28 protein-coding genes and 1 tRNA gene are annotated in these 25,373 nt (G+C 66.8%); 14 read left to right on the top strand and 15 right to left on the bottom strand.

Features of this window, described 5'->3' with window-relative positions; genetic code table 11:
• Nucleotides 1-2 precede the first annotated feature (2 nt).
• The 5 genes from IE88_RS0113450 (at nt 3) to IE88_RS0113465 (ending at nt 3,090) form a co-directional block, all read left to right on the top strand.
• Nucleotides 3-1,013, top strand: a complete 1,011-nt coding sequence (locus IE88_RS0113450) for a hypothetical protein (protein ID WP_031555313.1) — start codon at nt 3-5, stop codon at nt 1,011-1,013.
• A gap of 123 nt (nt 1,014-1,136) precedes the next feature.
• Nucleotides 1,137-1,385 (top strand): hypothetical protein, encoded by a 249-nt coding sequence (locus IE88_RS0113455; RefSeq protein ID WP_031555315.1) that lies wholly within the window; start codon nt 1,137-1,139, stop codon nt 1,383-1,385.
• Nucleotides 1,386-1,428: 43 nt separating this feature from the next.
• Nucleotides 1,429-1,884 carry a hypothetical protein gene (locus IE88_RS18215; RefSeq protein WP_156032603.1) on the top strand — a complete coding sequence of 152 codons (456 nt, stop codon included), beginning with the start codon at nt 1,429-1,431 and terminating at the stop codon, nt 1,882-1,884.
• Between the two features lie 35 nt (nt 1,885-1,919).
• Nucleotides 1,920-2,321 (top strand): hypothetical protein, encoded by a 402-nt coding sequence (locus IE88_RS16730; protein ID WP_036767332.1) that lies wholly within the window; start codon nt 1,920-1,922, stop codon nt 2,319-2,321.
• 106 nt (nt 2,322-2,427) lie between these two features.
• Entirely contained in the window at nt 2,428-3,090 is a 663-nt protein-coding gene (locus tag IE88_RS0113465) for a hypothetical protein (RefSeq protein WP_031555331.1), read from the top strand.
• A gap of 12 nt (nt 3,091-3,102) precedes the next feature.
• On the opposite strand, the gene IE88_RS0113470 is transcribed toward IE88_RS0113465, so the two are convergent.
• The 3 genes from IE88_RS0113470 to IE88_RS18220 all read right to left on the bottom strand — a co-directional run bounded on the left by IE88_RS0113470 (nt 3,103) and on the right by IE88_RS18220 (nt 6,145).
• Nucleotides 3,103-3,840: a sulfotransferase family protein gene (locus IE88_RS0113470; protein WP_162178350.1), complete on the bottom strand. Its 738-nt coding sequence runs from the start codon at nt 3,838-3,840 to the stop codon at nt 3,103-3,105.
• Nucleotides 3,837-4,808, bottom strand: a complete 972-nt coding sequence (locus IE88_RS0113475) for a hypothetical protein (protein WP_031555336.1) — start codon at nt 4,806-4,808, stop codon at nt 3,837-3,839. The genes IE88_RS0113470 and IE88_RS0113475 overlap by 4 nt, the downstream gene beginning before the upstream one ends.
• 71 nt (nt 4,809-4,879) lie before the next feature.
• A complete protein-coding gene (locus IE88_RS18220) occupies nt 4,880-6,145 on the bottom strand; it encodes a ScyD/ScyE family protein (protein ID WP_051882227.1) in 1,266 nt (421 codons plus the stop codon).
• A gap of 246 nt (nt 6,146-6,391) precedes the next feature.
• Between IE88_RS18220 and IE88_RS18225 the strand changes: the two genes are divergently transcribed.
• Nucleotides 6,392-6,676: an I78 family peptidase inhibitor gene (locus IE88_RS18225; protein WP_051882228.1), complete on the top strand. Its 285-nt coding sequence runs from the start codon at nt 6,392-6,394 to the stop codon at nt 6,674-6,676.
• Between the two features lie 90 nt (nt 6,677-6,766).
• Here IE88_RS18225 and IE88_RS0113490 read toward each other — a convergent pair whose 3' ends face one another.
• A complete protein-coding gene (locus IE88_RS0113490) occupies nt 6,767-7,405 on the bottom strand; it encodes a hypothetical protein (RefSeq protein WP_031555344.1) in 639 nt (212 codons plus the stop codon).
• Nucleotides 7,406-7,557: 152 nt separating this feature from the next.
• Between IE88_RS0113490 and IE88_RS0113495 the strand changes: the two genes are divergently transcribed.
• Nucleotides 7,558-8,463 (top strand): SDR family oxidoreductase, encoded by a 906-nt coding sequence (locus IE88_RS0113495; protein WP_031555347.1) that lies wholly within the window; start codon nt 7,558-7,560, stop codon nt 8,461-8,463.
• A 19-nt stretch (nt 8,464-8,482) separates the two neighbouring features.
• Here IE88_RS0113495 and IE88_RS0113500 read toward each other — a convergent pair whose 3' ends face one another.
• Nucleotides 8,483-9,583, bottom strand: a complete 1,101-nt coding sequence (locus tag IE88_RS0113500) for an ATP-dependent DNA helicase (protein WP_031555348.1) — start codon at nt 9,581-9,583, stop codon at nt 8,483-8,485.
• Nucleotides 9,584-9,904: 321 nt separating this feature from the next.
• Here IE88_RS0113500 and IE88_RS0113505 point away from each other — a divergent pair, with 321 nt between their 5' ends.
• The gene (locus IE88_RS0113505; RefSeq protein WP_031555350.1) at nt 9,905-10,492 is read left to right on the top strand and encodes a hypothetical protein; all 588 of its coding nucleotides are present in this window, start codon (nt 9,905-9,907) and stop codon (nt 10,490-10,492) included.
• Between the two features lie 420 nt (nt 10,493-10,912).
• On the opposite strand, the gene xth is transcribed toward IE88_RS0113505, so the two are convergent.
• The 4 genes from xth to IE88_RS0113530 form a co-directional block, all read right to left on the bottom strand.
• Nucleotides 10,913-11,707, bottom strand: coding sequence for an exodeoxyribonuclease III (xth, locus tag IE88_RS0113515; RefSeq protein ID WP_031555355.1), 795 nt, complete (start codon nt 11,705-11,707; stop codon nt 10,913-10,915).
• Nucleotides 11,707-12,204, bottom strand: coding sequence for an MAPEG family protein (locus IE88_RS0113520; protein ID WP_051882230.1), 498 nt, complete (start codon nt 12,202-12,204; stop codon nt 11,707-11,709). Before IE88_RS0113520 ends, xth begins: the two co-directional genes overlap by 1 nt.
• A gap of 62 nt (nt 12,205-12,266) precedes the next feature.
• The gene (locus IE88_RS0113525) at nt 12,267-13,208 is read right to left on the bottom strand and encodes a haloalkane dehalogenase (protein ID WP_031555360.1); all 942 of its coding nucleotides are present in this window, start codon (nt 13,206-13,208) and stop codon (nt 12,267-12,269) included.
• Between the two features lie 113 nt (nt 13,209-13,321).
• Nucleotides 13,322-13,795, bottom strand: a complete 474-nt coding sequence (locus IE88_RS0113530) for a TIGR02300 family protein (RefSeq protein WP_031555361.1) — start codon at nt 13,793-13,795, stop codon at nt 13,322-13,324.
• Between the two features lie 127 nt (nt 13,796-13,922).
• On the opposite strand from IE88_RS0113530, the gene aroA reads away from it, so the two are divergent.
• The 5 genes from aroA (at nt 13,923) to rplA (ending at nt 19,270) form a co-directional block, all read left to right on the top strand.
• Nucleotides 13,923-15,233 (top strand): 3-phosphoshikimate 1-carboxyvinyltransferase, encoded by a 1,311-nt coding sequence (aroA, locus tag IE88_RS0113535; protein ID WP_031555364.1) that lies wholly within the window; start codon nt 13,923-13,925, stop codon nt 15,231-15,233.
• A 201-nt stretch (nt 15,234-15,434) separates the two neighbouring features.
• Nucleotides 15,435-17,213 carry a monovalent cation:proton antiporter-2 (CPA2) family protein gene (locus IE88_RS0113540; RefSeq protein WP_051882232.1) on the top strand — a complete coding sequence of 593 codons (1,779 nt, stop codon included), beginning with the start codon at nt 15,435-15,437 and terminating at the stop codon, nt 17,211-17,213.
• A gap of 24 nt (nt 17,214-17,237) precedes the next feature.
• Nucleotides 17,238-18,029: a sterol desaturase family protein gene (locus tag IE88_RS0113545; protein WP_156032604.1), complete on the top strand. Its 792-nt coding sequence runs from the start codon at nt 17,238-17,240 to the stop codon at nt 18,027-18,029.
• Nucleotides 18,030-18,135: 106 nt separating this feature from the next.
• Nucleotides 18,136-18,564 carry a 50S ribosomal protein L11 gene (rplK, locus tag IE88_RS0113550; RefSeq protein ID WP_031555373.1) on the top strand — a complete coding sequence of 143 codons (429 nt, stop codon included), beginning with the start codon at nt 18,136-18,138 and terminating at the stop codon, nt 18,562-18,564.
• 4 nt (nt 18,565-18,568) lie between these two features.
• Nucleotides 18,569-19,270: a 50S ribosomal protein L1 gene (rplA, locus tag IE88_RS0113555; RefSeq protein WP_031555376.1), complete on the top strand. Its 702-nt coding sequence runs from the start codon at nt 18,569-18,571 to the stop codon at nt 19,268-19,270.
• An 82-nt stretch (nt 19,271-19,352) separates the two neighbouring features.
• On the opposite strand, the gene maiA is transcribed toward rplA, so the two are convergent.
• From maiA to IE88_RS17535, 5 genes are all read right to left on the bottom strand, one after another.
• Nucleotides 19,353-19,994 carry a maleylacetoacetate isomerase gene (gene maiA, locus IE88_RS0113560; RefSeq protein ID WP_031555388.1) on the bottom strand — a complete coding sequence of 214 codons (642 nt, stop codon included), beginning with the start codon at nt 19,992-19,994 and terminating at the stop codon, nt 19,353-19,355.
• A complete protein-coding gene (locus IE88_RS0113565) occupies nt 19,991-20,689 on the bottom strand; it encodes a fumarylacetoacetate hydrolase family protein (RefSeq protein WP_031555390.1) in 699 nt (232 codons plus the stop codon). The genes maiA and IE88_RS0113565 overlap by 4 nt, the downstream gene beginning before the upstream one ends.
• A gap of 121 nt (nt 20,690-20,810) precedes the next feature.
• Nucleotides 20,811-20,887, bottom strand: a tRNA-Arg gene (locus IE88_RS0113570).
• A 74-nt stretch (nt 20,888-20,961) separates the two neighbouring features.
• Nucleotides 20,962-22,290: a DEAD/DEAH box helicase gene (locus IE88_RS0113575; RefSeq protein WP_036767336.1), complete on the bottom strand. Its 1,329-nt coding sequence runs from the start codon at nt 22,288-22,290 to the stop codon at nt 20,962-20,964.
• A gap of 180 nt (nt 22,291-22,470) precedes the next feature.
• A complete protein-coding gene (locus tag IE88_RS17535; protein WP_051882248.1) occupies nt 22,471-23,301 on the bottom strand; it encodes a LytR/AlgR family response regulator transcription factor in 831 nt (276 codons plus the stop codon).
• Between the two features lie 85 nt (nt 23,302-23,386).
• Between IE88_RS17535 and IE88_RS0113585 the strand changes: the two genes are divergently transcribed.
• Nucleotides 23,387-24,604, top strand: coding sequence for an acyltransferase family protein (locus tag IE88_RS0113585; protein ID WP_081871679.1), 1,218 nt, complete (start codon nt 23,387-23,389; stop codon nt 24,602-24,604).
• A gap of 4 nt (nt 24,605-24,608) precedes the next feature.
• Here IE88_RS0113585 and IE88_RS0113590 read toward each other — a convergent pair whose 3' ends face one another.
• A complete protein-coding gene (locus IE88_RS0113590) occupies nt 24,609-25,358 on the bottom strand; it encodes an AIM24 family protein (protein ID WP_031555401.1) in 750 nt (249 codons plus the stop codon).
• Nucleotides 25,359-25,373: the final 15 nt, after the last annotated feature.

Here is a 25,373-nt window from a genome sequence, read left to right on the forward strand (position 1 = left end):
TAATGATCGATCAGGAAGGTGTTCGGGAGTCTCTCGAACGGGTGCAAACGTTCGACCCCGAGATGCTGCCGCAGAAAGACAGGCTCAGCAAATCATTCCGGTTTGACGAGGCCGTCGAGCCGGCGAAGAAACTCGTGGCGTTGTTCAAGAAGTTACCGGCAGAAATTTTGCCGGAACTGGCTGACCAGCAACTAAAGCAGGTCGGTGATTCGGCGAATGCTGTTTACAATACGTTCGAGCAAATTATTTCATTCGATGAAACGCAAGCAAATAGTTTGCAGGCGCGGGCGTCGATAATAACCAATATCACCAGTCAATATCAAACGACTTTCAACGCCATTTATCCAATTGTGTCATATGCAATGGCGAGAACGGTAGATTTCAGCTCCCTCGCGCACCAGGGGCAGGCGGCGATTCAAAGCATTAGAGACCAGACGTCCGCCATACAAAAAGAGTTAGAGTCAACCAGCGAGGAAGCCGAGAAGATACTGGAAGAGGTTCGCGAAGCGGCGGCCGAACAGGGGGTTTCGCAACAGGCATCTTACTTCGCTTCCGAAGCAAATCGACATGCAGAACTGGCAACAAAATGGCGAGACGTGACTTGGTGGACCTCGGGCGCGTTGGCCCTATACAGCTTCATTATGTTGTTTTCCCACTCTATTCCGTTTCTTGCTGCGAATAGTGTATACGGAGCCATACAATTCACGACTAGTAAGTTTCTATTTGCTTTCGTTCTCGGCTATCTCGTTTTCCTCTCGGCGCGGAACTTCCTGTCGCATCGGCACAATCAGATCGTGAACACGCACCGCCAGAACGCGCTAATGACGTACCGGACGCTGGTGGATGCCGGAGGCACTCCGGAAGCGCGCGATTCGGTTCTTTCCTTCGCAGCGGCGGCGATCTATCAGTTGCACGACACCGGATATACTAAACATGGATCAGACGGCACGTTCGATCCTAAGTCTCCTTTGTCCATAATGCCCAAGGCTACGCTCTCTACTCCTGCGGAGTAATCAGTAGATATACTAAAAAATGACCGGAGATAACAATATGGGTCTGGTGCAGTGCAGGTCGGCTTTTTGCGCGACTGGCGGCCTATTCGGTGAAGTGCCTGTACTGCTCAACCACGTTCCGTAATGCCCACCTATCTCCGCTTCGTCACACCTCAACACCATGAGGACAGCGGCGTCAGGGCAGGGTTCCTCGGCGTCGCCCGAGACGCAATGCGCGATCCGGACACGCCCCATTATTCCGCCGAGGCGATCCGCGATCTGATCGACTGGTTTGAGCAAAACCTCGCCATTCCGGACCGCTGCACCAGCACGACCTCTCAGGGCTGGTTCGGATTGCCTCGCAGCGTAGCGCCGCAGGTTAGCGCGCCGTAAGGTTGCCACGGTCGTGTAACTTCATTCCATGTCGGGCGGCAGCATGAAACTTTGGATTTTCGGACTGTGTGCATTCTTTCTCGTGCTGCCCTCATGCGCGGACGGGAGCGGCGGAGACAAGTTCTATGTGGCAGCGCCATCGGAACTTGCTGACGAATTTCCGTCTGTCTTCGAACAGGTTCTGGAAGATAGCGGCCTGCGCGTGGAGGCAGGGTCAGCTTCTTCCGACAGCGGCTATACGCTCCATGCAATCCAGGGGAGGGGAAGGCGAGTGCGCGTATGGGGACAGAACGTGCCGCTCAGCGCTCGCGAGGCCGAGGCTTGCGACCTTGGCGATGAGGCACGCCCCGCGCCGAACCGCTTCTTGGTGAGCGTCGAGCCTCGCTCTCCCCTCGGCGGGAAGCAACGCGCCGCAGAATTGGCAATCTGGCTGGCTGACGAAATTTCGGCCGCCGGTTTCACAACATCCGCCGATTATGTTGGTTGCACCAGCCGATAGGCTGGTAGCTTACCGCAGCGGGACGCCACCACCCAATGCCCACCTGTCTCCGCTTCGTCACACCCCAGCGCGATGAGGACAGCGGCGTCAGGGCCGGGTTTCTCGGCATCGCCTACGACGTCATGCGAGATCCGGACACGCCGCACTATTCCGCCGAGGCGATCCGCGAGCTGATAAAGTGGTTCGAGAAGAACCTCGCCATCCCGGACCGCTTCACCAGCACCACCTCCAAGGGCTGGTACAGGCGGACGGGACGCGCACTCTCCTGGTTCAAGCCGGAGGCGATGGAGGCGATCACCCACGCCCGCGCGCTGGCGGGCCTCCTCGAAGGGGAGGGCGTGCCCGTTACCGTGATCCGCACATCCCGCCCCGGCACCGTCACCTTCGAGGACGACCACCAGATCGTCGCCGAACCCTTCGCCGATACGGCGACGTAGACCGGGCCGTCGTGCCTGTACTATGCTCCAATTCGTTCCTTTCATTCGACTGCCGCACGCATCGCTCTGCTTCAGGCGGATATGCAGCTCCACCAAGGACGCGTTCATGACCCGACACCTGCGACGGACGCTCCTGGCGTTTGCGCCTCTGGTCCTCCTCGCCGCCTGCGCGACTTCCGAGCCCTCGGCGTCTTTCGACGACCTCACGGACGCCGCGCTGCTCATCGCGGAAGTCGACGTCTCGAAATACGACCGGCTCGTTTTCGAGATGGACGGCGAGGCCGCCGTGACGGGCAATCATCGCGTCTCCCGGACTGGGGACAGGTATTCGTGGCAGCGAGGCGCTCCATCCTGCTCTGCCCTGCTGGAGACGAACAGTCCGCGCGAGCGGACCGTGATGAAGCTGCGGGTGCCGCCTGGAGAGCACCAGCTCGTCGCCCTCATCGCCGGCTGCGAGGGCATGGGCGGCATGGATGTCGCCACTGTCTTCACCGAGCTTTCTCCGGCCAACTTCACCTTCGAGGTAGAGGCGGGCGAGGTCCTCTACCTCGGCCGCCTGCGCGTTGCGGACCATCCCAAGACGATGATGCCGACGCTCTCCTTCTGGGGGGCTGAGGAGACGGATGCGCTAGGCATCCTCGAAGGGTCGGAGCTTTCGAACCGGCTGCGCGTCTACGATCCCGGTGAGCAACCCGCACTCAACGCCCTCGTGCCCGAGCACGAGAGCACGCCGAACCGTCTCGGCTCGCACGTCATCATCCTCCGCTGAGGCGCATCCGTTCTACGGTCCCCGCGTCCCCGCGTCTTCGAAGACCTTCTCATGCACGCTGCCCGGCTCCGGCAGGCCTTCGCCGTTCATGACGCGCGGGCCGATGGGGGAGGCGAGGAGCTCTGCGAGCGTGTCGAAATCTTCTCTCGCATTGACGCGGGGGAAGGGCTCGTCAGGCTCTGCCTGCCCCAGAAAGCGACAAAGCGGCCCCCAGCCCTCGGCGACCTTGAAGACCAGCAGGCGGTCTGGCGGCACCGCTTCGCGCACCGCCGCCTCGTGCCGCGCAAAGGTTGCGAGCAGCGCCTCGCGGTCGCCATAGTCCCCGCCCAGATGCTCTTCGATCGTGGCGCGGAGCATCCGCTCCCACTTCGTGCCGGCCAGCCTGTCATGCAGGACCGGGCTGAAGATCGTCGCCTGTGTCGACCGGAACCATGTTTCTGGGTCGCGCGTGGTCAGGACCACTTTCGCCTCCGGATAGGCGGCGGCAAGATCCCGCCAATAGCTCGCGGCGGGAAAATCCACCGTCGCTGCATAATCCGCGAAGATCGCGTCCCAGTCCGGGCGCCCCTCCGCCGCATCGAGCCACAGATCCATGTGGCCCGCCCGGCCGAGCACCTCGCTCATGTGATAACAGGGCGCGCCGAGCAGCCGCTCGAGCGCGATCTTGAGGGAGGCCGTCCCGGTCCGCCCGAAGCCCGCGCCGATCACTTCCAGGCCCTTGCCGCCTTGGCCGCCAGCCGGGCCAGTCATTGCATCACCGGCCCGGAGGGCTCGTCGCTGCCATCGGGCGCGGCGCCGTCCACCTCATCCTCCGTGAAGCTCTCTTCGAGCTTGGCCTTCAGCTTGTGCCACAGCTCGACCTCGCGCGGGCCGCCATCGCGGGCATTCGCGCCCATCTGCCTGACGAGGTCGCCGGCCTGTCCGCCGATGCGCTTCTGAGCGCGTTCGGCGAAGGCCGCGATCTCGGCCCTGCTGGGCACGGGCAGCGCCGCGGCCGCGTCGTCCTTCATCTGGTTGAGGAAGGATCCGATCTCGTCCTTTTCCGCGATCTCCCGCGCATGGCTGAGGCCCCGGCCCATCTTCTGCGCGGCGCGGGCCATGACGGCCATGTCCTCGTCGGACAGGACCGACAGCTTGGCGCTCAGCGTGTTGGCCCGCTGGGCGAGCTGCGTGAAATAGGGATGGCCGCTCGGGCGCAGGGTGAGGAAGTCGACGAGGCCGGCAAGGTCGGTCGTCAGCGTGCCGATCCCGTCCTCCTCGGTCCTGAACCGGTCCTGGCAGGTATAGATCAGGAAGCCGGTCGTCCCCTGCACCACGCCCGCGATCGTCTTGCGCTCCTCCTCGAACAGGAAGAGGTCGTCGCGAACGAGATCGGGCGCGGTATAGAGAAGCGCCCGGTTGCGGATCGAATGGAGCGCCATCCACAGGCGCCCCACATCGATGCGGATCTGCTCGATCGCGCGGGTCTCGGCCCTGTCGGCGACGATGACCGCGATGATGGCGATGGCGCCGACCATCAGTGCGAAGAGCGTCGAGACCGCCGCCGATATCGTCGCGACATCGGCGAGATGGCTCATCCGCGCGGCATCGCCGAAGCGGAAAGGCGGCGTCCCGGTGAAGCCGAGAATGAAGATGGCGATGCAGGTTGCGGCGCTCAGCCCCGCAATGCCGAGAGCCAGCCTCAGATAGAGGCTGAGCGGCCGTTGTGGCGATGTCATGCGCAAGTCTCCCCCCTTCTTGCATGCGGCGCCCGGCAGCGCGCCCCGAAGGGCCGCCGCCGGAGCCTTTCCTAGATCCTCCGCACCCGCAGGGCGGCGCGGGACGGCGCGTGCCTGCGCCGCCCATAGACGGTCCGCTCGATGCGGCGCGGCGCGGCCCGCCGCGCCAGAACGAGAAGCGCGATCCCGGCCGCCATCATCGGCAGGGCCGGGGGCAGCGGGATCGGCGCCAGCTCCAGCACGCGGCCGAGTTCGGGCGACAGCCCGTTCTCCGTGACGTAGATCGTCCCGTCCGGTCCGAGCGCGAGACTGGTCGGATTGATCAGCCCGGTGATCAGCAGGGTTCTGATCCCCAGATCGTCGATGGCGTAGAGCGAACCGATCATCTCCGGCCCGGTCAGGCTGTCGCTGTCGAGCTCCAGCGCGAAGATCGTGCCGTCCTCGCCGAAGGCGACGTCGATCAGATTGGTGAAGCCGCCCGCGACCGTGCCGACACTGCCGTCAGTCCCGACGGAGAACACGTTCGCCGCGCCCTCCACGAAGGGAAAGCCCGTCAGCTGCACGACCAGCGCCTCGCCGTCTTCGCCGAGCGCCACGCCCGTGGGCACGGCCTGATAGAAGGGCGGGCCGAAGGGGAGGGGGTTCGCCGTCTCCGGGAGGGCGGCGAGCGTTTCGATGGTGCCGTCGCCTGCCACCGTCAGCACGGTGTTCCCGCCCGCATCGGTGACGACGAAGCCGCCCCCGTTCGCCGCCAAGCCCCAGGGGTTGCTGTTCAGATCCGCCCCGTCGGGATTCTCCGCCTGCTCGAACGCGGCGAGGTCGGCGACTGGAACGAAGCTCGTCCCGTTCCAGGCCGTCAGCTGCCCGAACAGCTCGGCGCCGCTCTCTCCGGACAGCGTGCCGCGCAGGGTCGGATCCGTGCCGAAGCCGAACAGGGCGTAGAGCGTTCCGTCGCTGCCGAAGGCGATATCGTGGATCCCGCTCGCGCCGAAGCCGCCTTCGGGCGCGAGGGAGGGCAAACCGTCTGCCACCGTCTCCTGAACCCCGCCGGAATAGCGGGTGAGGACGCCCGTCGCGCCATAGTAATTGGTGACGCCGTCGCCGAGAACGATGGATGGCCCCTCGCCGCCTTCGCCCGCCTCGGCGACCCAGATCGTGCCGTCCGGCCCGACGGTCAGCCCGCGCGGGTTCGCGAGCCCGTCCATCAGAACCCGTTCGACCGTATAGGTCGCGGCCGCGGCCGGGTCGGCCCAAGCCAGGAGCGGCAGGGCGGACGCCGCCGCCAGAACGCCGAGCATGCCGCGGGACAGGCGGGCCCGGCCATGAATGGCAGTCATGGAAGTCTCCCTCGAAGAACGGGCATCGCCCGTCACAGGTCTCGCACGCGCTCTCGGCGACGAGCCCGGCAGGGCGGACTGCCCCTCTCAGCCCGCCTTCGCGTCGTATGGGAGCGGTCGGATTCTACGCCTCCGAAGGCTGGCTCGCTAGCGATTTGCGCAGCAGCGGGACGGCTCTGCGCAGAGGGCGGGACGCCGGGGGCCGGGCATGCCAAGCTTGCCCCGCTGCAAGCCTGGACCGTGCCCATGCGCTCTTTTCTCTATGTGTCTCTTCTGGCCCTTGCCGCCTGCGGCGGAGCGGAGAACGTCCCGATCGAGACCCGGCCCGAAGGCGTGGCGCCGGGACCGAACTGTCCGGCTTCGGGATATCAGGACATGGTCGGGCGGCAGATTGCGGCGGTGACCCTGCCGGACGACCTCTACACCCGCATCATCCGGCCGGGTGACGTCGTCACGATGGAATATATCGCGGGCCGCATGACGATCGAGGTGGACAAGGAGGGCGTCATCACCTCCATCCGCTGCGGCTGACGCGAAAAAGGGCGCGCCCGCCTCTCCCTCCAGAGGCTGTCGGCGCACCCTGAGTGTCCGGCGGGGACGATGCCCCGCCGATCGCGGCTCTTACGACCGCTTGGTCTTGCGGCGGGCGAGGCCGCCCGCGACCAGCGCCGGCACGAAGAGCGCCGCGGCGCCCGGCAGCGGAACCGGGTTCACGCCGATCGCGTCGAGGTCGAAGCCGTCCGTGCTGGGCGAGTTCGGGAAGTTCATCAGCGTGGTGTCGACCAGCGCGATATAGGTGAAGCTGCCCGGGATCAGGAGCGAGGCGCCGCCCTGGGCATCGCCGTTGAAGATCTCGCCCGCCAGGGTGAAGTCGGACAGGTCCGAATAGTCGTGGCTGCCGAAATCATAGTCGGTGCCGTAATAGACGGCGAGGCTCTCGGGATAGGTGCAGCTGCCGTCTTCGGCCTGCGTGCAGTTGAAGGTCACCTCATAGGCGGTGACATCCGAGCCTTCGCCATAGGTCAGGCCGCCAAAGCCGAACACCGCGAAGCCCGGATTGGCGCCGTCCGCTTCGGTCAGGCCGAGCGACAGGAAATCACCGTCGGGCGCGCCGAGCGCGTTGGTTTCATCGTCGCGGTCGTTCTGCGCGCCGACCGTGCCGTTGTTTTCCCAGTCGATGGCCGTTGCATAGACGGTCGCGGCCTGAGCGCCGCCGGTGAGGAGAGCGACGCTTGCGGCCGCTGCGAGAAGAGCTTTCATGGGTACCCCCTGCTTCATCGTTCCCCGCCGACACCGTGCCGGCGGTAACGAAGCGGTAAGATGCATGAACGATGCCATAACCATTCTTCATGGGGCTGAACCCGCCCGGCGCGGACGTGTTGGCGAAGCTTGTTTCCGGAAGGAGCTTTCCCATGGCCAAGTCCAAGGACCCCCAGTTCACCATGCGCGACCCGCGCACCGCCTATCCGCAACCGCCTTTCCCCAAGCAGCCGCAGGACGCGCCGGGCACGATCGCCAAGATGGATCCCGCCCCCGATCACGGTGAGGACTCCTATGTCGGCTCAGGCCGCCTGAAGGGGCGCAAGGCGCTCATCACCGGCGGGGACAGCGGCATCGGCCGCGCCGTCGCCATCGCCTATGCCCGCGAGGGCGCCAGGGTCTGCGTCAACTATCTCGAAGCCGAGGAGGAGGACGCGCAGTCGCTGAAATCCCTGATCGAGGGAGAGGGCGGCGAGATCACGCTGATGCCGGGCGATCTTATGGACCAGGCCTTCTGCGAAGGTCTCGTCTCCAAGGCTGCCGATGCGATGGACGGCCTCGACATCCTCGTCATCAATGCGGGCAAGCAGGTGCGCCAGGACGACGTGCAGGACATCTCGGCCGAGCAGTTCGACCAGACGATGAAGACCAATGTCTATGCCATGTTCTGGATGGCGAGGGCGGCGCTGCGCCTGATGCCGCCGGGCTCCGCGATCATCACCACGACCTCGATCCAGGGCTTCAGCCCGTCGCCCGCGCTTCTCGACTACGCCACCACGAAATTCGCGATCCGCGGCTTCACCGAGGCCCTCGCCCAGACCGCGATCGAGCAGGGCATCCGCGTCAACGGCATCGCGCCGGGGCCGTTCTGGACGCCGCTCCAGCCATCGGGCGGGCAGAGCCAGGAGAAAGTGCACGAGTTCGGCAGTTCGACGCCGATGAAACGGCCGGGCCAGCCTGCGGAAATCGCGCCCGCCTATGTCTATCTCGCCTCCGGCGAGTCGAGCTATGTGGCCGGCGAGATCCTCGGCCTGACCGGCGGCAAGCCGATCAGCTGACCCCGACGGCTGGCCGCCGTCACCTGACGACGGTCAGCCGCTCCGCCGCGCGGGTCACGCCCGTATAGAGCCAGGCCATCTTGTGCTCTCTGAAGGCGAAGCTCTCGTCGAAAAGGACGACCTCGTCCCATTGCGACCCCTGCGCCTTGTGCACGGTCAGGGCGTAGCCATAGTCGAACTCGTCGGAGCGGCGGCGCTTGGGCCAGGGCAGGGCGTCGGCCTCCCCGGTGAAGAATTCGGGCAGGACATTGACCCGCGTGCTGCGCCCGCCATCCTCCGGCAAGAGGTCGAGGCGCAGCATGCCGCGCTTTTTCGAATGCCGGGCCTTCACCGTCCACATGCCGCCGTTCAGAAGGCCCTTCTGCTTGTTGTTCCGCAGGCAGACGAGGCGTTCTCCGACCCAGGGGCTCTCCCCGTCGAACCCCAGGCGCTCGCGCATCCGCTCGTTGTAGCGGCGGCGATTTCGGTTCGTACCCACCAGGACCTGATCGGCATCCATCACGGCCTGCGGGTCGAGATCGGACTTCCGGATCACCTTGGCATCGCCGTGATCGCCGAAGTCCGGCACCTCGCCCTCGCGGATCTGCATGGACAGTCGGACGATGGGGTTGTCCGCCGCCTGGCGATGCACCTCGGTCAGCATGACGTCCGGCTCGGCTTCGGTGAAGAAGCCGCCGCCCTTCACGGGCGGCAGCTGCGCCGGGTCGCCGAGCACCAGGACCGGCGCGCCGAAGGAGAGGAGGTCGCGGCCCAGATCCTCGTCCACCATCGAACACTCGTCGATGATGATGAGGGCGGCATCGCCCGCGGGCGCATCCCGACGGATGGTGAAGAGCGGCTGCTCGTCCTCGGCCTCGTCCTCATCCGCCTTGGCGGGGCGATAGATGAGGGAGTGGATCGTCTGCGCGCCCTGGCAGCCCTTCTGGCGCATGACATGCGCCGCCTTGCCGGTGAAGGCGGCGAATCGGACCTCGCCGTCCACGCCTTCGGCCAGATGCTGGGCCAGCGTCGTCTTGCCCGTTCCGGCAAAGCCGAAGAGGCGGAAAACCTGGCTGTCGCGCTTGTTCAGCCATCGCGAAGCCTGCTTGAGGGCATCGTCCTGTTGCGGAGACCATTTCATGAACATCGCTCTAGCAGGCGCAGCGGAAAGGGCCAGCCCCGAGCCCTCCTACAAGCGGGAGGATTTCTTTTCGCCATGCAGCCCCGGGAAGAGTCTGGAACGGCCTCCAAGTCAGGATAGAAAATATAGGATAGGCCGATAAGTTCCATCCTCTTGTAACATATGTAAACATCGGCAGTAACGGCAATGTTACCAGGTGGAAACCATAACTGCGTTTCTTGGTTACCAAGGACAATGCCGATCTGCTATTGGGTCGATCGACCGGCCCCCTGCATCCTGCCGGGCGGCCGAGCCATGAGACGACATCGAAGGAGGGACCCGATGAAGACGTTCAAGAAGCTTGCTATCGCTGCCGGCGTCGCTTTGGCGCCGCTGGCACTCACCCCGGCAAACGCAGCCGTCGCCCTGTTCACCACCGCTGATGCCGGCGGCGACGGGATCCTGAATGCGCCCGACCAGTTCCAGATCCTCAATGCCCGCGTCGACCCGCTCGGCGAGCTGAATTCCGAGACCAATGAGGTCTCCTTCCAGGTCGGCAGCCGCGTGGACAGCGTCTTCCTCGATTTCGGCGTCATTCAGGCCCAGCCTGACCGCGACGAAGCGCTCGCCCGCGGGATTGAGAACTTCATCCTGACGGTGACGGGCAATCTCGGCACCAATGTGTCGTTCCAGATCACGGATGACACCGGCACTCTCCTGCTGACGAGCCTGCAATCCTTCGCCGTCAGCGGCAACGAGATGCTGACCTTCATGTTCACCGGCACGGCCTTTGGCGGCCCCGGCACGCGTCCGTCCTACGATGTCGGCGTGTTCGGCAACGAGGCCATCCCGCTTCCGGGCGCAGCGGTCTTCTTCCTGACCGCGGCTGCGGCGGGCGGTGGTCTGCGCCTGCGCCGCAAGCGGGCCTGACAACCGGATCCAGTCTGGATCCTGCTGGTTCTGCAAAGGCCCCCGCCGCTACCGGCGGGGGCTTTTTGCTGCCCTGCTGGGTATGGGCGCGAAAAGCCGGTCCTCAGCTATCCTCGCTCCAGAAGGTCCGTCCCATCCCGCGGCGCTGAAGCTGATCTCGAACTCGCCTTCTTGCATAGGCGGACCAAGAGACTTCGCAGCTGTCTTCGAGGGACAGTCTCAGTTCGCCTCTGTCGAGTGCTGCATACCCCTCCGCCACCCAGCTATCCCACTCCAACGCAATTGCACGATATTCGGCTGCGCCTCGGGAACGGCCTCTCGTCATCCAGCTGGCGTAGTAGCCCTTGAGCGCTTCATGGTCTTCAGCGTCCTGAACCGGAAGGCTGATCCCCTCCGCGCGCAGCATCACCCGGAAGAACTTCACCCCAACTCCACCCACACCGGCACATGGTCCGACGGCTTGCACGAGCCGTCTCCCTGTTCGGGGTCGCGCACATCGGCATCGACGCCGCCGCCCTCCAGCCTGTCCGCCGCCTGCGGCGAGAGGAGGAGGTGGTCGATCCGCAAGCCGTTGTTCTTGCCCCAAGCCCCGCGCTGATAGTCCCAGAACGTGTAGTAGTCGTGCCCGATCAGGTGCGGCAGCGCATCGGTCAGGCCGTGATTGAGGATGCGCCGATAGGCCTGGCGGCTTTCGAGGCGGAAGAGCGCGTCGTCCACCCAGCGGTCCGGCGCATAGACGCCGCTCGGCTCGGGAATGACGTTGTAGTCGCCGGCGAGGACGAAGCTCTCCTCGTCTTCGAGAAGGCGCGCCGCATGCCGCTCGAACGCCTCCATCCAGGCGAGCTTGTAGTCATATTTCGGCCCCGGCGCCGGGTTGCCATTGGGCAGGTAGAGCCCGCCGACACGCACGGCCTCCGCATCCTCCGGCACGATCAGCGCCTCGATATAGCGGCTGTTCTCGTCCTCGAAGCCCGGCAGGCCGCGGATCACGTCTTCTGCCGGATGCTTGGAGAGGAGCGCGACCCCGTTATAGCTCTTCTGTCCGTAGACATAGCAGTTATAGCCGAGATCCTCGAAGGCCTCGGCCGGGAACTTCTCGTCCACGCATTTGATTTCCTGCAACACGCAGACATCGGGCTCGGCGGCGCGGAACCAGTCGAGCACGCGGGGCAGGCGCGCGCCCACCGAATTGACGTTCCAGCTTGCGATTTTCATCAGTTCAGGAACCCGTCCTGCATATAGACCGCTCCGTTCTCGAACTGATTGCGCAGCACCTGCAGGTCGTCGAGCTCGAAGATCATGGCGTCCCCCGCCGCGATGGCGACCGTCAGCCAGAGGAGGGCGAGGGTGAAGACGCCGACCGCGAAGGCGGCGAAGCGGAACAGGACGACATTGATCGTCGTGTGGATCACCGCATGCGCGATGCGCGACAGGACGAAGGTCCAGGCGAGGAGGCCCGTCCACCACCCGGTCGCGCCGAACAGGATCGCGAAGACGCAGGCGACATAGAACAGCACCGGCAGCTCGAACTGGCTGCCATAGCTGTTGGCGGTCTTGCGGCTGTCCTCGGAATAGAGCGTGCTGTCGAGCGATGCCCGCTGCATCAGCGCCGGATCGGCCTTGAGGTCCCGCCTGCGCTTGATCGGCAGGAAGGCCAGAATGGTCAGGGTCAGGCCGACCTGGATCAGGACCGGCAGAAAGATCGAATACATGGGCGCCCTCCTCGAAGGCTACGCCCTAGCCGCGTTCTGCCGGATGCCCAAGAGGGCGCCGTTCAGCCGGTCTCGGCGAAATAGTCGAGCGCAGCGCGCGCGACGTCCTCGCCCCGCTCCTGCACGAAATGATGCGCGCCTTCGACGTGATAGGGCGCGGAGCATCCCTTGATCTCGTGGCGCAGCCGCTCCATCGCCTTTGGCGGGATGACCTGGTCGTTGGGCCCCACGGCCATGAAGGCGGGCTTGTTCCAGCGGTTCCAGTATTCGGCGGCCCGCTGGCCCAGCATGTAGCCGTCCATCTCCGGCTTGAGCGGCACGAGCAGCGGGAAGACATGCGGCGCCACCTTGTAGGAGGCATCGGGGAAGGGCGCGTCATAGGCGGCGATCTCCGCCTCCGACAAAGCGCCGCCCGATCCCTGATTGACGATCTGGCCGACCGGCATGTCCGTCGCCGAAGCGGCCAGCGCCCGCCATTTGCCGAAGCCGGTCTTGGGCTCTCCGCCCGAGAACACGTCCTCGGCCAGCCGCGTGGTTTCCGGCTCGAGAGGCAGGGCCGTGTCCATGACAAGGAGGCGCGCATAGCGCGTCGCATGCTCGATCGGCAGGGTCAGCCCCAGGACCCCGCCCCAGTCCTGGCAGACCAGCGTGATGTTCCGAAGGTCGAGCCGCTCGATCAGGTTGAGAAGGGATTGGCGGTGGAAGCTGTAGGTATGGGTCTCCTTCGAGACCGGCTTGTCCGAGCGCCCGAAGCCGAACATGTCCGGCGCCACCACGCGCTTGCCCGCTTCGAGCAGCACCGGGATCATCTTGCGGTAGAGGAAGCTCCAGGTCGGCTCGCCGTGCAGGCACAAAAAGACCTCTGCGTCCCTCGGCCCCTCGTCGATATAGGCCATGCGCAGGCCCGGATAGCCCGGCAGGTCGTCGACATAGTGGGGTTCGTAGGGAAAGTCCGGCAGGTCGGCGAACCGCTCATCCGGCGTGCGCAGCGCTTCGATCTTCATGGGCCTACTCCCTTTATCCGTTTCCCAACCGCTAGCACGGCGAGGAGCGGGCGGCGTAGGCTGGCCTGCACACGAGGTCGGGAGGCCGGCGGCGCTGCCGCCGGCCCGCCGCGTCAGCGATCCTCGTCGTCGCCGCCGCCCGTGACGACGCCGCTCAGATCCTCATCGTCGTCATCGTCGTTGAGCAGCGTGTCGTCGTCGTCGTCATCGTCGAGATCGACACCGAGATCGGCGAGTTCGTCGTCCTCGTCATCATCGTCGTCGCTGTCATCGCCCTCGTCGTCGAGGCTCGCCCGGCGCTTGGACTGGGCGACGGCTTCGTCGTCGTCCGCCTCGTCGAGCGAGGTTTCCCGCTCGTCGCTGGCATCGTCGGTTTCGTCCTCGTCGTCTTCGTCCTCGGGAGCCGCCTTCTTCGCCTTCGCCTTGACCGTCTCGTCTTCCTTGCGGGTCCGGCGCGGCTTGAGGAGCGCCTCGGGCGTGAACTCCTCGTCGCATTTGGGGCAGTGGGCGGGGTCCTTGCCGAGGTCGTAGAAGCGCGCGCCGCAATTGGGGCAGTCGCGTTTGGTTCCAAGCTCTTCGTTCGCCACGGAATCGTCCTAACGTACAGGGTGAATAGGGAAGGGGCGGCCTCGCGCCCCAAGGGAGCCAGTGAGCGGTGTTGCCAGAGGGTGATAGGGCTGTCAAAATTCGCATTCTCCCCGGGAGCGACGCGTCATGACGATCATTGCGGCCCCCTCGGGGCCTCTGCGCGGGCGCATCCGCGTGCCAGGCGACAAGTCGATCTCTCACCGCGCACTGATCCTCGGCGCCCTGGCGGAGGGAGAGACGCTTATCCGCGGCCTCCTCGAAGCCGATGACGTCCTGCGGACGGCCGCGGCGCTCAGAACGCTCGGCGTCGAGGTCGAGAGGGCAGAGGGGCTCTGGCGCGTCCTCGGCGGCGACTGGAGCGGCCCAGAGCGCCAGCTCTATATGGGCAATTCGGGCACGGGCGCGCGGCTCCTGATGGGCGCGGCCGCGGGGCAGGGCATCGCCTGCTCGTTTTCCGGCGATGCCTCCTTGCGCGGCCGGCCCATGGCGCGGGTCACCGACCCGCTCGGCGAGATGGGCGCGGCGTTCGAAACGCGCGAGGGGCGCCTGCCCGTCGCGCTGGCGGGCGGCACCCTCCATGCCATCCGCTACCGGCTGCCCAAGCCCTCGGCGCAGGTGAAATCGGCCATCCTCCTCGCCGCGCTCGGCGCCAGCGGCAGGACCGTGATCGAAGAGCCCGTGCCGACGCGCGACCATACCGAAAGAATGCTCGCGGCCTTCGGCGCCTCCCTCAGCATCAAGGAGACACCGGAAGGAGGGCGCATCCTCGCGCTCGAGGGCGGTCAGCGCCTCGCCGCCACCGAACTCACAGTGCCGGCCGATCCGTCTTCCGCCGCCTTCCCGCTCGTCGCGGCCTGCACCCTCGCGGGCTCCGAAGTCGACATCGAGGGTGTGCTGATGAACCCGCGCCGCACCGGCCTCATCTCCGTCCTGCGGCGCATGGGGGCCAGCATCGAGGAGCGCGCCTCCAGAACCGAGGGCGGCGAGCGGGTCTGCGACCTGCGCGTCGGCGGCGGCCCGCTCCACGCCGCGAAGGTCCGCGCCGAAGAGGCCCCGGACATGATCGACGAATTCCCCATACTCGCCGTCGCGGCGGCCTGCGCCGAGGGAACCACGCGGATGGAGGGGCTGGCCGAGCTGCGCGTGAAGGAATCGGACCGCCTCGCCGCCACCGCCGCGCTGCTCGAGGCCAATGGCGTCGCCTGCCGCAGCGGGGAAGACTGGCTCGAGGTCGATGGCCGCGCCGGCGGGGTTCCGGGCGGCGGGCTTGTCGAGGCGCGCCACGATCACCGCATCGCGATGGCGACGCTCATCCTCGGCCTCTCCGCCAAGCGGGAAGTCGCCGTGGACGAGGCGGGCAGCATCGCCACCTCCTTCCCGGATTTCGTGCCGCTCATGCGCTCGGCCGGGGCGGAACTCTCGCAGAGTACTGCATAAAATGATTGTGCGCCCCCTCGCGGCCGTGCCAACGTCCGGGGTGGGGGAAAGAGAGGCGTGACGCGCGATCGGCCCCTCGCGGTGCCAGCACCGGGCAGGATGTGCCCCTCGCGCGTCACACCCCACTGCATTCTCCGCAGAGGCGGAAGCAGATGCCCATCCGCATTGCCTCCGCGTCCCCACACGCTAGAGCCGGAGTAAATGGCCACAGCGACCGACAGCACCTTCCTCGTGCAGGCTGCCACCTATCTGGGGGCGACCGCGATCGCCGTTCCGGTGTTCAAGCGGCTCAAGCTCGGCACGATCCTCGGCTTCCTCGCCGCCGGCGTGGCGCTCGGCCCCTCCGGGCTCGCGCTTCTGCAGGCCGAGGAGGGCATGTTCCACGTCGCCGAGTTCGGCGTGGTCCTCTTTCTCTTCGTCGTGGGGCTAGAGCTGAGCTTCGCGCGGCTCTGGTCGCTGCGCCGCACGATCTTCGGGCTGGGACTGCTGCAAATGCTGCTGACCGGCAGCGTTCTCGGCGGCGCCTTCCTGATGATGGGCCTGCTGACGCCGGGTCCAGCCATGCTGGCGGGCTTCGCGCTCGCCTGCTCCTCGACGGCCTTCGCATTGTCGCTGCTCGAGGAGCGGGGCGAGCTGAACACGCCCTACGGCACCAAGGCGTTCTCGGTGCTCCTGTTCCAGGATCTGGCCGTGATCCCGCTTCTTGCGGCCGTGCCCTTCGTCGCGCTGGCCCAGCAGGGCGCGGCCGAAGGCATGGAGATGGACTGGGAGGCGATCCTCTTCGCCGCCGGGGCCATCGCGCTTCTCATTCTTATGGGCCGGTTCCTCCTGAACCCCTTCTTCCGGCTCGTCGCCGTGTCGGGATCGCGCGAAGCCTTCACCGCGGCGGCGCTCTTCGTCGTGGCGGGCGTCGCGCTCCTGGTGTCCGAGGCAGGCCTCTCCATGGCGCTCGGCGGCTTTCTGGCGGGCGTGCTTCTCGCGGAGTCGAAATTCCGCCACCAGATCGAGTCCGACATCGAGCCCTTCCGGGAGCTTCTGCTCGGCCTCTTCTTCATCGGCGTGGGCATGCAGCTCGATCTGGGCGTGGTCTGGTCCTATTGGTGGATCGTGCTCGGCGCGACGGCCGGCCTGATCCTCTTCAAGATGACGGTGCTCTTCTTGCTCGCGCGCCTGTTCGGCGCCAGGGACAGGGAGCCGTGGCGCATCGCGGCGGTGCTCTGCCAGGGCGGCGAGTTCGGCTTCGTCGTCTTCAGCCTCGGGGCGGGGCGCGGCGTCTTCGACCCGGAGCTGGCGACACTTCTCTCCGCCATCGTCACCCTGTCCATGATGGTGACGCCGCTGATCGTCTCGGCGCTGGCCGGCGGGCGGCGCAGCAGCGCAGAACGACCGCATCCGCCCCGCGATGAGCGGCGGGACGTCCTCCTCGTCGGCTTCGGCCGGGTGGGCCAGATCATCGCGCAGGTCCTGATCGGCTCGGGCGTGAAGGTGACGGCCATCGATTCGGACCCCGACCGCATCGCCACGGCGCGCAGCTTCGGCCACGAGGTCTATTACGGCGACGGCACGGACCTGCACCTCCTCATGCATGCCGGCGCGCTGTCGGCCGACGCGATCGTCTTCGCGATCAGGGACACGCCGGGCATGAAGCGGACGATCCGCGCGGTGCGCGAGCGCTGCCCCAAGGTCCGCATCGTCGCGCGGGCCTATGACCGCATGGCGGCGCTGGAGCTGATGGATTCGGAGGCGGATCTCGTCATCCGCGACACGCTCGAGTCCGCGCTGCTCACGGCGGGAGAGACGCTGCGCTTCCTCGGCCGCTCCGACGGCACGGTCACCGACGTTCTGGCGGAGTTCCGCGAGCGCGATCAGGACCGCCTCCTCGCGCAGAAGGCCGAGGGCATCTATGCGCAGAAGGAGCGCATCGGTTCGCCCTTCGCCGCCGCCCGCCGCGACCGGAAGCCCGAAGACGTCGCCGAATAGCCGCCCGCCTGCTAGATGGAGCCCATGACCGCCTTCGCCCTGACCTATGCCGGCCTTCTGGCCATCATCTGGCTGCGCTACGGCCTCGTTGCCGGCCTCTTCCACGGCCTTTTGTGGATGCGGCCCGAGGACCGCGTGCGCGGCGTGCGGCTCGCCAAGATGCGACCGACCCGCAAGGCGATCTGGCGCGAGGCGAGAACCTCCTTCTTCGTCAGCTTCATCTACGCGCTGCCCGCCGCCGTGCTGATCGAGGCATGGAAGCGGGGCGGCACGATGATCTATGACGGAACGCCGCAGGGCCTTCTTGCCTGGCTCTACCTGCCGCTCAGCGTCCTCGCCTATCTCGTCCTGCACGACGCCTATTTCTACTGGACGCACAGGGCCATGCATCACCCGCGCCTCTATGCGGCGACGCACAGGACCCACCACGTCTCAAAGCAGCCCACGCCCTGGGCCAGCTTCGCCTTCAGCCCGTGGGAAGCGCTGATCTCGGCCTGGTTCGTGCCCGCGCTCGCCTTCGTGCTGCCGATCCATATCGGCGCCTTCCTCGTCCTCCTGACGGTGATGACGGTGCAGGCGGTCTGCAATCACTCGGGCTGGGAGATCTATCCGAGGCGCTTCCTCGACGGCCCCGTCGGGCGGCACCTCATCACGGCGCGGCACCACAATCTCCACCACACCCGCTTCGCGCGGAATTACGGGCTCTATTTCCGCTGGTGGGACCGCTTGTGCGGCACGGACGACATGAGCGGCGACCCCATGGCGGCGCCCCAGCCGGCGGGAGCCGGGGCGAGGGCAAGAGCAAGAGCGGCCTGATCCGCGCCCGCTTGCCCTTTGCCGGGCAGGGCGCTAACAGCCCGCTTCCTCCGCGCGGGAGGGCGCCACCCGCACCGCGCACCCATCCTCAAAAAGGAAGGACAACATGGCAAAGAAAGTCGCCGGCTACCTGAAGCTTCAGGTGCCTGCGGGGGCCGCGAACCCGTCCCCGCCCATCGGTCCCGCTCTCGGTCAGCGCGGCCTGAACATCATGGAATTCTGCAAGGCGTTCAACGCGCAGACGCAGGAGATGGAGAAGGGGATGCCGATCCCCACGATCATCACGATCTTCTCCGACAAGTCGTTCAGCTTCAAGACCAAGACGCCGCCGGCCAGCTATCTCATCAAGAAGGCCGCTGGCCTGTCCAAGGGCTCGACCCTGCCGGGCAAGGAAAGCGCCGGCTCGATCTCGCAGGCGCAGCTGCGCGAGATCGCAGAACAGAAAATGGCCGACCTGAACGCGAACGACCTCGATCAGGCGACCAAGATCATCGCCGGCTCCGCCCGCGCGATGGGCCTGAAGGTGGAGGGCTGAGATCATGGCGAAATCCGGAAAACGCATTCGCGCCGCGAAAGAGGGCCTCGACCGCGAGGCGCTGTTCTCGATCGGTGAGGCGGTGAAGACCGTCAAGGACAAGGCCTCGGCCAAGTTCGACGAGACCGTCGAGATCGCGATGAATCTCGGCGTCGACCCGCGCCACGCCGATCAGATGGTCCGCGGTGTCGTCAGCCTGCCCAACGGTACGGGCCGCACGGTCCGCGTCGCGGTCTTCGCCAAGGACGACAAGGCCGAGGAGGCGCGCGCCGCCGGGGCCGACATCGTCGGCGCCGAAGACCTGATGGAGCAGGTCCAGAACGGCCAGATGGACTTCGACCGCGTCATCGCGACGCCGGACATGATGCCCATCGTCGGCCGCCTCGGCAAACAGCTCGGCCCGCGCGGCCTGATGCCGAACCCCAAGGTCGGCACGGTCACGCCGAACGTGAAGAAGGCCGTCGAGGACGCCAAGGGCGGCGCGGTCCAGTTCCGCGTCGAGAAGAACGGCATCATCCATGCCGGCGTCGGCAAGGCGAGCTTCGACGCGGACAAGATCGAAGAGAATGTCCGTACCTTCATCGACGCGGTGAACAAGGCCAAGCCTTCGGGCGCCAAGGGCACTTATATCCGCAAGATCGCGCTCACGAGCACGATGGGCCCGGGCATCAAGATCGACCCGCAGGACGCCTTCGGCAACGCGTAAGCGGCGTGGTCAATTCTCCGAATAAAGAAGGCGGCTCCCGAAGGGGCCGCCTTTTTCATGTTCCGTGCCCGGCAGCGCTGCCCTAGGACCCGCCCGCTGCGGGCGGAGCATCGGGCTGGGCCTCGGGCCGGGTATCGCGAAAGGCCGGAAGCTCCAGGCAGGCCGCTTCGATATCCTGAAGGCGCTGCGGGATCGCCGCTCCGAAACGCCGGGCATTCGAGAGCTGCGGAACGAGCACGAGATCGGCCAGGCTCGGGCGATCGCCGAAACAGAACCGGCTTTGAGTGCTCGTCAGGAGCTGCGCGCTGGCGGCTAGCCCGCTCTCGATCACCTCGCGCGCCCAATGCGCCCGCGCCTCTTCGCCGCCGATCGTCTGCACCTTCTGCAGCACTTTGAGGTTCTGCACCGGATGGATGTCGCAGGCGATGGACTGGGCGAAGGCGTTGATCCGCGCCCTGTCGAGCGGGGCGTCCGGCATCAGCGGAGGCTCCGGATAGACCTCGTCCAGATACTGAACGATCGCCAGGGACTGGGTCAGGACCTGCCCGTCATCCAGGACGAGAGCAGGAAGGAAGCCCTGCGGGTTCACCGCGAGGAAGCCCGGCGAATGCTGCTCGCCGGTCTTGAGGTTCTGGAAGGCCGCTTCATGGGCGACATCCTTGAGCGCCAGGGCGATTCGCACCCGCCAGCTGGCGGTCGAACGGAAATAGGTGTGCAGGATCATTCCGCCGCTCCTCCGATGGTCACGTCCAAGGGCGCCAGATCGCCGATCTCGACACGCAGGCGGTCACCCTCGACCACCGGCCCCACCCCGGACGGGGTTCCCGTATAGATCAGGTCCCCCGGCTCGATCCGGTACAGCCTGGACAGGAAGGAGATGACGTCCGCCACGGGCCAGATCAAGCAGGAGAGGTCCGAGTGCTGGCGCACCTCGCCGTTCACGAGCATCCGGATATCGCCCCTGCTCATGGCGCCTGCGGCATTGGCGGGCCTGATGACGCCGAGCGGGGAGCCCTTCTCGACGTTCTTGGCGGTGTCCCAGGGACGGCCGGCGCCGCGCGCCTCGCGTTGCAGGTCGCGCCGCGTCATGTCGAGGCCGGCGGCATAGCCATGAACATGGCCGAGGCTCTGTTCGGGCGTCAGGTCGCGTCCGCCCTTGCCGATGGCGACGACCAGCTCGGCCTCGAAATGAAAATCTGACGTGCCCTGCGGATAAGGGATGACCGATCCGCTCGGAACCACCGTCTCGGCCCATTTGGTAAAGAAGAACGGAGGCTCGCGGTCGGGATCGCCGCCCATCTCCCGGGCGTGGTCCGCATAATTCCGCCCCACGCAGAAGACGCGCCGGACGGGAAACCCGTCCCCGCTTCCCTCGACTTGCGCGATGACGGGTTCGGGGATGGCGATGCCCGTGCTCATTCTCGTTCCTCCTGATACGCCCGGTCCCCCGGGGCAGAGCAACCTGAAGGCGAAACGGCAAGGCGTCAGGGCAGCCATCCGAAGCGAGATGCCCCGGATAAATCAGCCGATGGAGGAGGAGTGGCGCACCGGGGAGGATTCGAACCCCCGACCCCCAGATTCGTAGTCTGGTGCTCTATCCAGCTGAGCTACCGGTGCGTGGAGGCGGCTTATGACGCCTTCGTTCCGGCCGCGCAAGACCCGGCCGGAACGATTTTTGGCCAGTTTTCCACCTAGTTCGTCACGGACCGCGATCCGCCGCCGCTTCTGCGGCGCGAACGGGGCTTGCCGGGGCGGGCGCCCTCGGGTTTCGCGGGCTTTCCCGCGCCCGGAGACGACTTGCTGCGGCTGCGCTGCCTTTGCGGCCGCGCACGGTTCTGCCCCTTGCGGTGCTGAGGCTTTTCCTTGGGCTGGGGAGGACCGAGCTCCTCGAGCGAGACCGAGCCTTCGGCCACGGGCACGGTCTGCCGCGTCAGCTTCTCGACGGCGCGCAGAAGCGGCACCTCGTCGGCGGAGCAGAAGGCCACCGCCTCGCCAGAGCGCCCGGCGCGCGCCGTGCGGCCGATGCGGTGGACATAGGCTTCGGCCACTTCGGGCAGGTCGTGCTGGATGACGTGACTGACGCCCGTGACGTCGATGCCGCGCGCGGCGATGTCGGTCGCCACGAGGACGGGCAGCTCGCCGCCCGAAAAGGCCTTGAGCGTGCGCTGCCGCGCGTTCTGGGCCTTGTTGCCGTGGATCGCGCCGCTCTCGATGCCGCGCGCGCCGAGGGCTTTGACGATCTTGTCGGCGCCATGCTTGGTCCGGCTGAAGACGATGGCCTTGGTGACCTCCGGGTCGGACAGGATCTTCGCGAGCGCGTCGACCTTGCCGGCTTTCGGCACGAACAGGACCGACTGCTCGACCCGGTCGGCGGTCTTGGCGACGGGCGTGACCTCGACCCGCGCGGGATCGGTCAGGAGGTCATTGGCGAAGCGGACGATCTCCTTCGGCATGGTGGCCGAGAAGAGGAAGGTCTGCACGCGCTCGGGCATGGCGCGGCGGATGCGCTGGATCGGCTTGATGAAGCCCATGTCGAGCATCTGGTCGGCCTCGTCGAGGACGAGCATCCCCGTCTCCGAAAGATCGACGAGGCCCTGATCCATCATGTCGTTGAGGCGCCCCGGCGTCGCGACCAGAACGTCGACGCCGCCCGCCATGGAGCGGCGCTGGCGGTTCACCGGCACGCCGCCGATGATCAGCGCGGTGCGCACGCGCATCTTGCCGCCATAGGCCTGCACCCGCTCGAGGATCTGCACGGCGAGTTCCCGCGTCGGCGCGAGAATCAGCGCGCGCGGCTGCTTCGCGGTCCAGCGGACGGGCTGTTCGTGCAGGCGGTGCAGGATCGGCAGGACGAAGGCGGCCGTCTTGCCCGTGCCGGTCTGCGCGATGCCGAGGACGTCGGAGCCCTTCATGGCGGGCGGAATCGCCTGCGCCTGGATCGGGGTCGGCTGGGTGTGGCCTTCGGCGTCGAGCGCGCGCGAAAGAGGCGCGGCGAGCGCGAGGTCGGAAAATTGAGTCATGGAAACTTTCGATGTCCGGCGCATCGGATGAGCACCGGTGGGGAGGCCGCCACGCGTGCAGGGGCAGCCTCGAAAGGGTGAGCAGGCGCCGGAGAAACCCGGCAGCACGCTGCTGCTGTCCGCGATCTGGGCCGTGCGGCCCGGGAAAGCAAGCCCGCATCTTTTCCCGCCGGGAAGGCGTCACCGGGACAGGCGCTGCTCCACCGCTGCGCGATAGGCGCGGCTGACGGGAACCTCGTCCCCGCCTGCGAGGAGCGCGGTCGCGCCGCCCTGTCCGTCGGCCCGCACTTCGCGCACCGCCAGGAGGTTCACGAGCCAGGAGCGATGAGTGCGCACCGCCGGGACACCGGCTTCGATCAGCGCCGCCTCCAGCGCCTTCAGCGTGTCGCGCGCGAGGATGGGCGGGCCGTCCCCGCCGACCTCGACGTAATTTCCCGCCGCGCGCGCCCATGAGAAGCTCTGCGGATCGAGATAGGTCGTCCGGCTTCCCGTCTTCAGCGGCAGCCGCGTCTGGTTGAGCGCCTGCGCAGGCCGCCCGGGCGCGCCTCGCATGCTCCGGCGCACGCCCTCGGCGACGGCCAGGATCAGGAGATAGCTCAGCGCGTCCTTGCGGTATTCGTAGAGCAGTTCGCGGCCGACATCTCCGAAGAAGCGGTATTCGCCGCCCGCCGCCAGCGGCCAGACGATCTCGCGCAGCAGGACCATCAGCCCGACATGGAGGAGGGAGAAGAGCACGCTTCCGGCGAAATGGACCAGCGCGACCCGCCATCGCGGCCGGGCCGTCAGCGGCACCGCGCCGAGAAGGGCGAGCAGGAAGGGAAGCAGGGCCAGCGTGCCGAGCGCGCTCGTATATTCCGTCACGAAGGGCAGGGGGCTGGCGCTCGCCCCCTCGCGCACCGCTTCGGTGCGCAGGGACAGGGCGTTGACCGTGGCCACGACGAAGACGAGCGGCGCGACAATCAGGAAAGCGCGGCGCTGCCACGCCGCCCATCGCGGACGGATGCCGTTCATCCCACGGGGCCGCTCGTCATCACTTCCGGCTGGAGACCCGCCGGAATCCGGCCTCACAGGATGAGGCTGCCCGGAGATCGCGCTCATGTCCCTCACCCCTCCCTCGCTCGCTGCGTCCTTGCCCGCGACGCGCCGCTACGACCTCGACTGGCTGCGCATCGGCGCGTTCGGCCTCCTCATCTTCTACCACATCGGCATGTTCTACGTGTCGTGGGGCTGGCATGTGAAAAGCGCCTATGCCTCCGAGGCGATAGAACCGCTCATGCTGTCGGTGAACCCCTGGCGGCTGCCGCTTCTGTTCTTCGTATCGGGCGTCGCCATCCGCTATGCCTCGGACAAGGCAGGGGCAGGGGCTTTCAGCGCGTCGCGGGCACTGCGCCTCGGCGTGCCGCTCCTGTTCGGGATGGCGGTGGCGGTTGCGCCGCAGAGCTATTTCGAGCTGCGCGAGGCGGGCCTCATCGAGGCGGGGTGGTGGCCCTTCTACCGAGACTATCTGCGCTTCGAGCAGGTCTTCCCGATCATCACGCCGACCTGGAACCACCTTTGGTATGTGGCTTACCTGCTCGTCTATATCCTCCTGCTCGCGCCGGTCCTGCCCCTCCTGCGGCGCATCGCAGAGCGCGGGTTCCTCGGCCGCTGGCTGGGCAGCCCGCTGCGCCTTCTCGTCCTGATCGCGCTGCCGAGCCTGCTGTCAGGCCTCCTGCTCGCCCCGCGCTTCCCGACCACGCATGCGCTGACGGATGACTGGGCGAATCATGCCGCCTCTCTCTATCCGCTGCTCCTGGGCTATTTCGCGGCGAAGGACGAAGGCTTCTGGCGCGCCGTCGACCGGGCGCTTCCCCTGACGCTCGTCCTCGTCTTGCTGCTCCTGCCGACGCGGCTCTTCGCCAATGCCTGGTATCCCGCTCTCGAGGATGCGCTCGGCGCCGCCCTCCGCGATGCCATCTGGGCGCCCGGCAGGACCCTCTATCTCTGGTCCTGCATCCTCGCCCTTCTCGGCCTCGCGCGCCGCTATCTCGCCGAGCCCTCGGCGCTCCTGCGATATCTGACGGGCGGCGTCTTCTGCTATTACGTCGTCCACCAGACCGTCATCGTGGCCGCGGGATATGCGCTGTCCCGGCAGGACCTGCCGGTCTGGGCGGAGGCGGGGGCGTTGATCGTCCTCACCGTGGCGGCCTGCGGCCTGTCCTACGAGCTGTTCCGGCGCATCCCCGTCCTGCGGGTCGCCTTCGGGATCGCGGGTCCGCGCGCCCGGCCGGTCGAGCAGGAGAGGGCGGCACCCGCACCGGTGCCCGCGCGCTGACGCCTCAGGTGAAGATCTCCAGAAGGCTGCCAAGGATCCCGCCGCCGCCCGAGGCCTGCGGCGGGCGCTCGCTTTGCAGCCACACCTCGCCCAAACCGCTCAGGCGCACGTTCTCGGCTTCGCCTGCGCGCAGATACTGGTTCGTGGTCAGAACGCGGCCATGGGCGGTGAAAGGACCGGTGACGGCCGCGACCGCATTGGTGTCCACCACCACCTCGTTATCCGCCAGAGGGCGGACCAGCGTCCGTCCCGGCACTTTGAGGTGAACCGTGCCGGTGCCGGTCACACGCGTCATCGTCCAGAACTCCCGCTTCGCCATGCGTTGCACGGTGAAGGAGAGGTCGCCGCTATGACCGAGATAGAGGGCGGGCTTGATGGCGACGGGACGATCCGGCGCGATCTTCAGGTCCCGCACCTCGCCATGATAATCGCGCCCCGCCACGAGCCGCAGCGCGCCGTCTTGCGCTTCGAAGCGGTTCGCCCAGAGGTTCTGGCCCGAGAAGAGGCCGAGGATCGGCAGGCGGCGCGACGCGACGCGCTGCGTCCTCAGCGCGAAGGGGCCGTCCGCCAGAAGCAGCGAAGAGCGGCGCAGATAGGCCGCTTCGCCGGGCTCCAGGTCGATCTCGAGAACCTCCGGCCTCGCCGGGCTTTCCGGCGCCGGTCGCGCAGGCGCCTCCTGCGGCCTCGCCGAGGCCGGGCGCGCGGTCGGACGCCGTCCGCCGAAAGTCCGCGCGAGCATTTCGTGCTTGTCCATATCCCCAGCCTAGCA

Origin of the sequence: Parvularcula oceani (assembly GCF_000733125.1) — a bacterium.
In the GTDB taxonomy this organism is placed as follows: domain Bacteria; phylum Pseudomonadota; class Alphaproteobacteria; order Caulobacterales; family Parvularculaceae; genus Parvularcula; species Parvularcula oceani.

Coding starts and splice junctions, on each gene's coding strand:
- IE88_RS18215 (WP_156032603.1), top strand. CDS start 1,429: ATGAAACTTTGGATTTTCGGACTGTGTGCATTCTTTCTCGTGCTGCCC.
- IE88_RS0113465 (WP_031555331.1), top strand. CDS start 2,428: ATGACCCGACACCTGCGACGGACGCTCCTGGCGTTTGCGCCTCTGGTC.
- IE88_RS0113470 (WP_162178350.1), bottom strand. CDS start 3,840: ATGACTGGCCCGGCTGGCGGCCAAGGCGGCAAGGGCCTGGAAGTGATC.
- IE88_RS0113520 (WP_051882230.1), bottom strand. CDS start 12,204: ATGTATTCGATCTTTCTGCCGGTCCTGATCCAGGTCGGCCTGACCCTG.
- rplK (WP_031555373.1), top strand. CDS start 18,136: ATGGCAAAGAAAGTCGCCGGCTACCTGAAGCTTCAGGTGCCTGCGGGG.
- IE88_RS18225 (WP_051882228.1), top strand. CDS start 6,392: ATGCGCTCTTTTCTCTATGTGTCTCTTCTGGCCCTTGCCGCCTGCGGC.
- IE88_RS18220 (WP_051882227.1), bottom strand. CDS start 6,145: ATGACTGCCATTCATGGCCGGGCCCGCCTGTCCCGCGGCATGCTCGGC.
- IE88_RS0113490 (WP_031555344.1), bottom strand. CDS start 7,405: ATGAAAGCTCTTCTCGCAGCGGCCGCAAGCGTCGCTCTCCTCACCGGC.
- rplA (WP_031555376.1), top strand. CDS start 18,569: ATGGCGAAATCCGGAAAACGCATTCGCGCCGCGAAAGAGGGCCTCGAC.
- IE88_RS0113565 (WP_031555390.1), bottom strand. CDS start 20,689: ATGAGCACGGGCATCGCCATCCCCGAACCCGTCATCGCGCAAGTCGAG.
- IE88_RS0113575 (WP_036767336.1), bottom strand. CDS start 22,290: ATGACTCAATTTTCCGACCTCGCGCTCGCCGCGCCTCTTTCGCGCGCG.
- xth (WP_031555355.1), bottom strand. CDS start 11,707: ATGAAAATCGCAAGCTGGAACGTCAATTCGGTGGGCGCGCGCCTGCCC.
- IE88_RS16730 (WP_036767332.1), top strand. CDS start 1,920: ATGCCCACCTGTCTCCGCTTCGTCACACCCCAGCGCGATGAGGACAGC.
- IE88_RS0113540 (WP_051882232.1), top strand. CDS start 15,435: ATGGCCACAGCGACCGACAGCACCTTCCTCGTGCAGGCTGCCACCTAT.
- IE88_RS0113505 (WP_031555350.1), top strand. CDS start 9,905: ATGAAGACGTTCAAGAAGCTTGCTATCGCTGCCGGCGTCGCTTTGGCG.
- IE88_RS17535 (WP_051882248.1), bottom strand. CDS start 23,301: ATGAACGGCATCCGTCCGCGATGGGCGGCGTGGCAGCGCCGCGCTTTC.
- IE88_RS0113500 (WP_031555348.1), bottom strand. CDS start 9,583: ATGAAATGGTCTCCGCAACAGGACGATGCCCTCAAGCAGGCTTCGCGA.
- IE88_RS0113475 (WP_031555336.1), bottom strand. CDS start 4,808: ATGACATCGCCACAACGGCCGCTCAGCCTCTATCTGAGGCTGGCTCTC.
- IE88_RS0113585 (WP_081871679.1), top strand. CDS start 23,387: ATGTCCCTCACCCCTCCCTCGCTCGCTGCGTCCTTGCCCGCGACGCGC.
- IE88_RS0113495 (WP_031555347.1), top strand. CDS start 7,558: ATGGCCAAGTCCAAGGACCCCCAGTTCACCATGCGCGACCCGCGCACC.
- IE88_RS0113525 (WP_031555360.1), bottom strand. CDS start 13,208: ATGAAGATCGAAGCGCTGCGCACGCCGGATGAGCGGTTCGCCGACCTG.
- aroA (WP_031555364.1), top strand. CDS start 13,923: ATGACGATCATTGCGGCCCCCTCGGGGCCTCTGCGCGGGCGCATCCGC.
- IE88_RS0113590 (WP_031555401.1), bottom strand. CDS start 25,358: ATGGACAAGCACGAAATGCTCGCGCGGACTTTCGGCGGACGGCGTCCG.
- IE88_RS0113450 (WP_031555313.1), top strand. CDS start 3: ATGATCGATCAGGAAGGTGTTCGGGAGTCTCTCGAACGGGTGCAAACG.
- IE88_RS0113545 (WP_156032604.1), top strand. CDS start 17,238: ATGACCGCCTTCGCCCTGACCTATGCCGGCCTTCTGGCCATCATCTGG.
- IE88_RS0113455 (WP_031555315.1), top strand. CDS start 1,137: ATGCCCACCTATCTCCGCTTCGTCACACCTCAACACCATGAGGACAGC.
- maiA (WP_031555388.1), bottom strand. CDS start 19,994: ATGATCCTGCACACCTATTTCCGTTCGACCGCCAGCTGGCGGGTGCGA.